This window comes from Bacteroides timonensis (genome assembly GCF_000513195.1).
Lineage (GTDB): Bacteria > Bacteroidota > Bacteroidia > Bacteroidales > Bacteroidaceae > Bacteroides > Bacteroides timonensis.
The window spans coordinates 1-7,091 of the sequence record NZ_CBVI010000119.1; the positions used below are offsets into that span (position 1 = coordinate 1).

Sequence of the window (7,091 nt, forward strand, 5' to 3'; positions counted from 1 at the left end):
TCTTTTCGTCTATATAACTGACACTGCCCCTGCACGGGACACACTCTTTTTCGGGGTCAATGCCAAGAATGTCACTGACAATATACCCAAGCCACGAAGGGTCAGGCACAAATGACATTGCATCTTTTTTATCGTTTCTGTCTGTACCAAGAACTTTTTGCATTTCTCTAAAGAGTTTTTCAACATTCTGTTGTTTCCCTACAATCTGATAATCAGTGGAGCACCAATTTGCCATAATCAAAAATTTTAAAGTTAGACAATGGGAGGATTTTAATATTCAAGCCTCCTTTTTACGCTGCTTCCGTCTGTCCGCTGAAAATTTCTCAATCCAAGGGTTCATCGATATTTTTTATTCGTAGGAAAAAATATTCATGGTTCATTGGTGGAAATATAGCGGACATTCCTTTGCGGCAGAAAAACAGAGAGGCGGATTAAAATTCCATTTCATACTTTAAAAGAAACAGACACATTGGTGTCCGGATAGGCCGGCATTGGAATACAAGAGTGGGACAATTGTTTGGCTATAACAGAGAATTGGATTGCAGTGAACAAAAGAAAAGCGGCCCGAAAGCCGCTTGCTCTTGAAGAGAGGCAAGAACTATTTCTTGCTTTTCTTTGGGCTGCTCTTTTTTTCCGCAGGAGCTTCGTCCTTTTCCGGGGTGGCAAGGAACTCGGTGGCAACCATTACTACACGGTTATGTTTGCCTTTCTGGTCATTCCATTCTTCAGGTTTGAAATATCCGCGGACTGTCAGCATCTGCCCCTTCTTCAGCAGTTCGAAGGATGATGCACTTTCGTTCTTTCGCCAAACCTCGACATCCATAAAGGCTGACACTTTGGTGCTTTTCTCACCGACGGTTTCCACCCGGCCGATTGCCAGAGAGAATCTGGCGACACTTGCGGAAGTGAATTGACGGATTTCAGCATCTTATGTTGTGATGATAATTATGTTGGCATAATGCTAATAAGATCTATATTATAGATTATCTCTGCTTTTTATGCCAACATAATTCAGGTTCATATCATAGGCTCTCTAAAAATGACATAAGGTTATCGTCATATTTCCAATGGTTCTTATCATTGGTCATTGGAGATTGGTAAACCTTCAACGCTTGTTCTTTCATATCCATGCTTATCTCGGCATAGATGTTCGTTGTATCAACGGATACATGTCCCAGCCAGTTCCTAATCGTAATTATGTCCACACCTGAGATCAGCAGATGAGTGCCAGTTGTATGGCGAATAGTGTGCGGAGTCACTCTCTTTTTCAAAATGTCATGGAAAGCAGGATTCTTTGCCACTTGTTTTACGTACTTTGTTACCATTTCATAAATACCAAACCTGGTTATCGGCTGGTTCATTCTATTGAGAAAAACATTTTCGTTCTCATCTCTTCCTTTTATAAGGGTTTTCAGGGCTTCTGCCGTTTTTTGCCATAATGGGCAATGCCTTTCTTTATTTCCTTTACCGATAATATATACAATTGATGTGTCGACTTGACGGGATGCAAGATGCAGGTCTTTGATTTTTAAATTTGCGGTTTCGTCCGCTCTAGCCCCAGTATTGTACATATATGTCAATATCACATAATCTCTCCATCCTTGTTGGGTATTTTTGTTCGGAGCATCAAGTAATGCATCCATTTCTTCCTTTTCAAGGTATGTAACCAATTTTGGGGATGCCAATTTTGTGGGTATGATGCCGATTGAGTGTGACCATTCAACAAGTTCTGGGTTATGTTGGCCAACGAACTTAGCAAAAACATGTATAGCTGCAAGTCGTTGATTCCTAGTGGAGATAGAACAGTTGCGCACTTTTTCCAAATCATTCAAAAAATCATAAACATAGTCGCTGGATAAATCCAATATTAAAAGATTGTCAACTTTCTTCTTGCATTTTTCCGCAATAAATGGTAGCAGCAGACGAAATGTGTCACGATAGCTAACCTGTGTGTTTCTTGACAGGTTTAAAACGGATACCATATGCTCACAAATAAATCTGCGAAGCCAAAATCCCAAATAGGATGTTCTGTCATTCTTGTTCATAATTATATTATTTATTGGTGAAGTTTTCAAATAATCGGTTTGCTTCTTCAAGCAACTCGTCAGTCATAGTTATATACACTGCAGTATGTTCCAATTTAGCGTGTCCCATATAAATAGAAAGAATCGGGAGTAGTGTTTGAACGTTTTTCTCCTCTTTATACCACTTCGTAATACGATTAACGGCAAATGTATGACGGAGAGAATGAATATGTGGCTGATGCTTACGGTCAGCTTCACGTTTAATTCCTGATTTTTCTCTTATTCTCATAAAAATATCATCCATGGTACTAATCAGGAGAGGCTGATTCTTCCGGTTTAATAGTAAAAAATCCTCATTACTACACGGCATACCTACAGTTCTTCTCCATGATAAGCATTCAATAATTTTATTTTTTACTGTATTGTTATAAGTAACCAGACGAGATTTGTGGAACTTTGTCTGTATAATACGTATGTATGATTGGTCAAGATTTATATCTCCTAATTTTATCTTCAGAGTCTCGCTAATTCTTAACCCCATTACATAAGTGAATACAAGGGTATAATAAACCATCTCCGGGAAGATGATACTACGATGCTTTTGATATATTAACGATGTGTCAAAAATCCGGCGTAATTCCTCTGCTGTATATATATATGGCCTCTGAGGATGCACATATTTAAGGTTCAAAGCCGGAAGTGGATTGTCGCTTATAAGATTTCTTGATTTCGCCCATGCAAAGAACCCTCGTAATGTCACATTCCTTCTGTAGCATGTTGACATCCTTTGTTCACGGTCCATATAAATGAACTTTAATATGGTTTCTGTTGATAAGCATGACAATTCGGTATCTTCGCCGAGACTCTTGCAAAAACTTCTTAGGATAAAGCTATTTGTCTTGAAAAGTTCTCCCAATGACTGCCTATAATTTATATACTTACCTATAGCTTCTTTCGCTTTCATAGTAATTCCTCCCATTCCATTTCTGACACCTTATTCAAATTGTTCAAATCCACTTTCGTATAGACCATGGTCGTCTCTATATTCTGATGACCTAATAAATCTGCGATTTCCTTCATATTATGATTCCTTCTCAGAAGATTTGTGGCGCAACTATATCTGAGGCAGTGAGGACCATATTTATCCAACTGTAATCCTTCTTCTTTTAGATTCCTGCGTACCATCTGATATATTCCCGATGTAGTGATTGGACGAAAAGGTGCTTTCATTGATACAAAGACGGTTTCAAGTCTGCATTCCTTTGGCCGCACATCCCTCAAATAATGAATCAAGGCTTCTCCAACCGATTGGATAAGAGGGAAAACTTGTGGCTTGCACCTCTTGGACCTCGTCAAGATAAATTTCGATTTTCTCCATGATATATCTGTTAGTCTCAGGTTTGCTACCTCACCACAACGCAATCCATATATAGATAGCAAAAGCAAGATTGGATAATCTCGAATGGATGTATCGTCTTGCTGTTTTGAATACTTGTCCAGAATATGTAACACATTCTCCCATGGAGCAAAAGCCGGAAGAATCTCCATTTTATAAAGCCTAGGTGCCCTAAAAGTTGAGTCCATAGATTTTGGACACCATCCCTTTTCTCCAGCAAACCTCAAGAAACAACGCAACTCAGATACTATTCCTGCTATAGTATGCCTCTTGTTTTTCCGTTCATTAAAACATTCTAATATGTATTCATCACAAATATTTGTCGTAAGCCCTGACAATGTATATTTTTGGTTAGAGAGGAACCCTAGAAATTGTTTCAGACGACATCTTTTGTGTCGTATACTATTAGCCGTATAACCTTTATTTTCAAGTCCCCATTTCAGATATTGATTCAATATATCTTTTCCATAATATGCTTCTTCTATATTTGGCTTATACCAACCAATATTAGACAGCCATTGAGTAATATGCCATATAAAGTGTCTTTTACATCTATCTGAATTGATCCTAAACTTGGGATTCTGTATCACGGCATTCGCAATATTCTCAATGTCACTGTCAGTATAATCTCTTTTTCCCAAATCGTTTATTGACAACGTAAAATATATTTGGAACTTGGCTATTCTGATAAGCGAGTCATGAGAGAAACCTTTATTCTTGCAGTACTCCATATACCTTAATCTTTCAGCATAGAGAGGACTTCCAAAATATTCTCTTTTCTGATGCACCCTTTCGATGATTGTGTTGAAGATGTTGCTCTCGTCGTCATAACGAGTATCTAAACGTCCGATTTGCCTTAAAAAATCTATTGCTATATTAGCAATTCTGTCATAGCTAGCTGATCTCGGCATCCGTTTTAAAGAACACTTTGTGATTTTATTAGCCCATACATGATGCGCACACTTGTTTATGTCTTCAATGGAAATCGGCCTATAACATTCATCGCACAGTTCGAGTTCTTTGACGAAAAATACAAGATAGTTCGCTGTCGCTAAAATACGACTTCGGCAGAGCCCTCTGTCATACATATCCTGAATGTATGCTTCTCGTTCTTGTAAAAGTGGAGCATCAAGGTATCTCTGCACATAACTTTTGTAATGCAATAGTTGTTCTATCATAATTTCTAAGTTTAATGTGACTTATATCTTTTTGACGAATAATATACAATATAGGTTTACTTGTCTTCTGTTAATTATGTTGTATAGATGTTGAACAAATAGCTTATTGTCAATAGTGAATATGCCTATCACAACATAATTATCATCACAACATAAGACGCTTTATGTTGGACATAACATAAAGCATCCTTACCGATAAAACCTGTAACTGCGAATGAATTTTCAATCTTCTTCATAACGATAATTTTTAGAAGTTATACAATCAATTTTTATAATGCAACAAGATATTGCAGCCATAGGGCAGCACCAAGGATAGCAGCCCAATACTCTTTTTATTCCGGGAATCAGAAAAAAAGGAAGATTGCGCTGATACGCCATTGGTCAGAATGAAATGTCCCGTAACCGCCATGGCGATACTGCATTATAGCTTTGCATTGAGAAAAATGATGTGACTTCGTCCCAAATGTAGTGGTGAAGCAGAGTAGAAATATGGCAGTGGGATTAATGGACGGATTGCTGTCCGGTGACCTCTTCAAGTGCAGACTTTGTCTGTCGATAAGCGGAAGTGTATATGGGTCAAAGCACTTGTCTGACAGGCATGGGGATTGTATGGTTATGGCGAATAAAGTGCATTTCCATTGAGGGGACAGATGGGAACGAAAGCATAAAATGGCAATGGGATTGGAATGACAGTGGAAACGTTTAGTAGTGGTTCCGAGTTTTGCCTTCCGTAAAAGGAGGGTGAAAAGGGATATCTGCCCGGGAAAAGAAAAGTCGGAATGATTTTCCTACAAAGCGGCATCGGTCGCCATTGGCGAGCAACAATATGTATAAGTGGGCAGTCCCGGAGGGAAAAATGAAATGTATAAAAGGAAGCACCGGGGACAGCAGTCAAGTCCAGACCTTTGCCTGAACCTGACTGCTTTAATTATTTGACGGAAACAATCTTCTGGTCTGGATGGCAGGGAAAGTCCCAGTCTATTTCATCGTCTGGCATGGTGGAATGAATGCCACCGCCGATTGTCATCCCGCAATCTTCAAGTACACTTCTTCGTGCTTCTTCCTTGCTGTCAGCTACAACTTTAAACGTTCCCTCAAAAATGAAACGTGTCGTTACTTTATAAATTTTGCTCATATCGGTCTCTATTTAATCATAAATAATCACTTCGTCACGATAAACTTCTATCTCTTTGCCATTGGTAAGGCGTACAACCAATTGCGTGCCATAGTCACATACCACAATTCCATCGCTGTAGCCTCTGTAAGGGGAAGCCAAAGAACAATAGGAACCAATCACTTCTGTATTTTCAGCATAATCACACATAGCTTTTATTTTTTATGTTAGTATTTTCCGTTATCAAATAAGCTCAACGATTTCATCTATCGCTCCATAAAGGATGCTTTTTAAGGCAGTCTTATCAATTGCATAATATTCAGAAATTTGTCCGTACTGTTTTACCCAATACAGATGAAGAACATCTGTGAAGTCAAATTTCCAGCCCATCAGCGGTACGCTTCGTCGGAAAAAGACATTGCTATGAAGGGCTTCCGTAAGCCAGTTCTTTTCACTGCGACTTAGTTTACCGCCTTTGTTCAACCGTTCCCGAAGCTGATAAACTTTACTGTCTTGAAGTGCCGACAATTCTGACACCTCCCAATCAACAAACTTTGTTGCAATCTCCATAATTCTTTTTTTATTGTTCCCTTTCGTTGAGCCAACTACTTGGGGCTTGTTATGTATTTTGTTGCCAACAAAGGTGTTTCAACTCATTATGCAAGGTTTTCCACCCAAATACTACCGCCATTTATGGTGGATGGAGATTTGGATGGAAACCGACAGGCTTTACCTTGCAAGAATGGGAGGTTGAAACTTCTACCTTTGCGACGAAATCACTGACAGGACCGCAAAAGTCGGAATCGGGAAAAGTACCAATCTATAACCGGAGACAGGAATCTTTTAGAAGAGAGCATACTATACTGAACGCAGATGTGCGCAGTTTCTGTATCTTGAAGAAAATGAGTCTTTGCCTTGCAAAAAAGAAAAGGGAAAAAGTCAGGAATCAATAACCGGCAGTTTATTTTAGTCCTTGTATAATATATGCAAGAGAATACTAAACTACTTTTAGGAAATCATTTGCCATCATCATAACTTCCTGACAAGTTTACTTTAGTCCTTGTATAATATATGCAAGAAGGTACTAAACTTTTTTAGACAGAAAGTTATAAATGAGGCAAGCTAAAGATAAGAGGGAAACAGGTAAAGAAAGTTGGGATTCGGTACACTTTTTCTTTTGGAGGGCAAAAAAATCATAGAATCAAACCTCTGATTACAGTAACAAATAGAATTGTTACTTGACTTTCATGGGGTGTTATTTTGGAGGATAATGTTACTTATTTGTTATTTAACGTATCTTATATCATTGTATGTATCTGGAACACAATATATTAAGGCGCAATATTCTTAAAGTATGAGAGTATGTCTGTGTGTCTCGT

General features: G+C 38.4%; 8 protein-coding genes. All 8 read right to left on the reverse strand.

The features are described from left to right. On the reverse strand, positions 1-235 hold a 235-nt coding region (locus BN161_RS21865; RefSeq protein WP_044270234.1), incomplete at its 3' end, for a hypothetical protein. A gap of 363 nt (positions 236-598) precedes the next feature. Beyond that, entirely contained in the window at positions 599-919 is a 321-nt protein-coding gene (locus BN161_RS21870; protein WP_044270235.1) for a single-stranded DNA-binding protein, read from the reverse strand. A gap of 103 nt (positions 920-1,022) precedes the next feature. Beyond that, positions 1,023-2,045, reverse strand: a complete 1,023-nt coding sequence (locus BN161_RS21875; RefSeq protein ID WP_044270244.1) for a tyrosine-type recombinase/integrase — start codon at positions 2,043-2,045, stop codon at positions 1,023-1,025. A 7-nt stretch (positions 2,046-2,052) separates the two neighbouring features. Beyond that, complete coding sequence (locus tag BN161_RS21880) at positions 2,053-2,988, reverse strand: tyrosine-type recombinase/integrase (protein ID WP_044270246.1); 936 nt, start codon at positions 2,986-2,988, stop codon at positions 2,053-2,055. Further along, positions 2,985-4,598 (reverse strand): site-specific integrase, encoded by a 1,614-nt coding sequence (locus BN161_RS21885; RefSeq protein WP_044270236.1) that lies wholly within the window; start codon positions 4,596-4,598, stop codon positions 2,985-2,987. The genes BN161_RS21880 and BN161_RS21885 overlap by 4 nt, the downstream gene beginning before the upstream one ends. A 928-nt stretch (positions 4,599-5,526) precedes the next feature. Then, positions 5,527-5,733 carry a hypothetical protein gene (locus tag BN161_RS21890; RefSeq protein ID WP_044270238.1) on the reverse strand — a complete coding sequence of 69 codons (207 nt, stop codon included), beginning with the start codon at positions 5,731-5,733 and terminating at the stop codon, positions 5,527-5,529. A 12-nt stretch (positions 5,734-5,745) separates the two neighbouring features. Further along, positions 5,746-5,922, reverse strand: coding sequence for a hypothetical protein (locus BN161_RS21895; RefSeq protein WP_044270240.1), 177 nt, complete (start codon positions 5,920-5,922; stop codon positions 5,746-5,748). 33 nt (positions 5,923-5,955) lie between these two features. Then, positions 5,956-6,282: a molybdenum ABC transporter ATP-binding protein gene (locus tag BN161_RS21900; RefSeq protein WP_081743770.1), complete on the reverse strand. Its 327-nt coding sequence runs from the start codon at positions 6,280-6,282 to the stop codon at positions 5,956-5,958. Positions 6,283-7,091 lie beyond the last annotated feature (809 nt).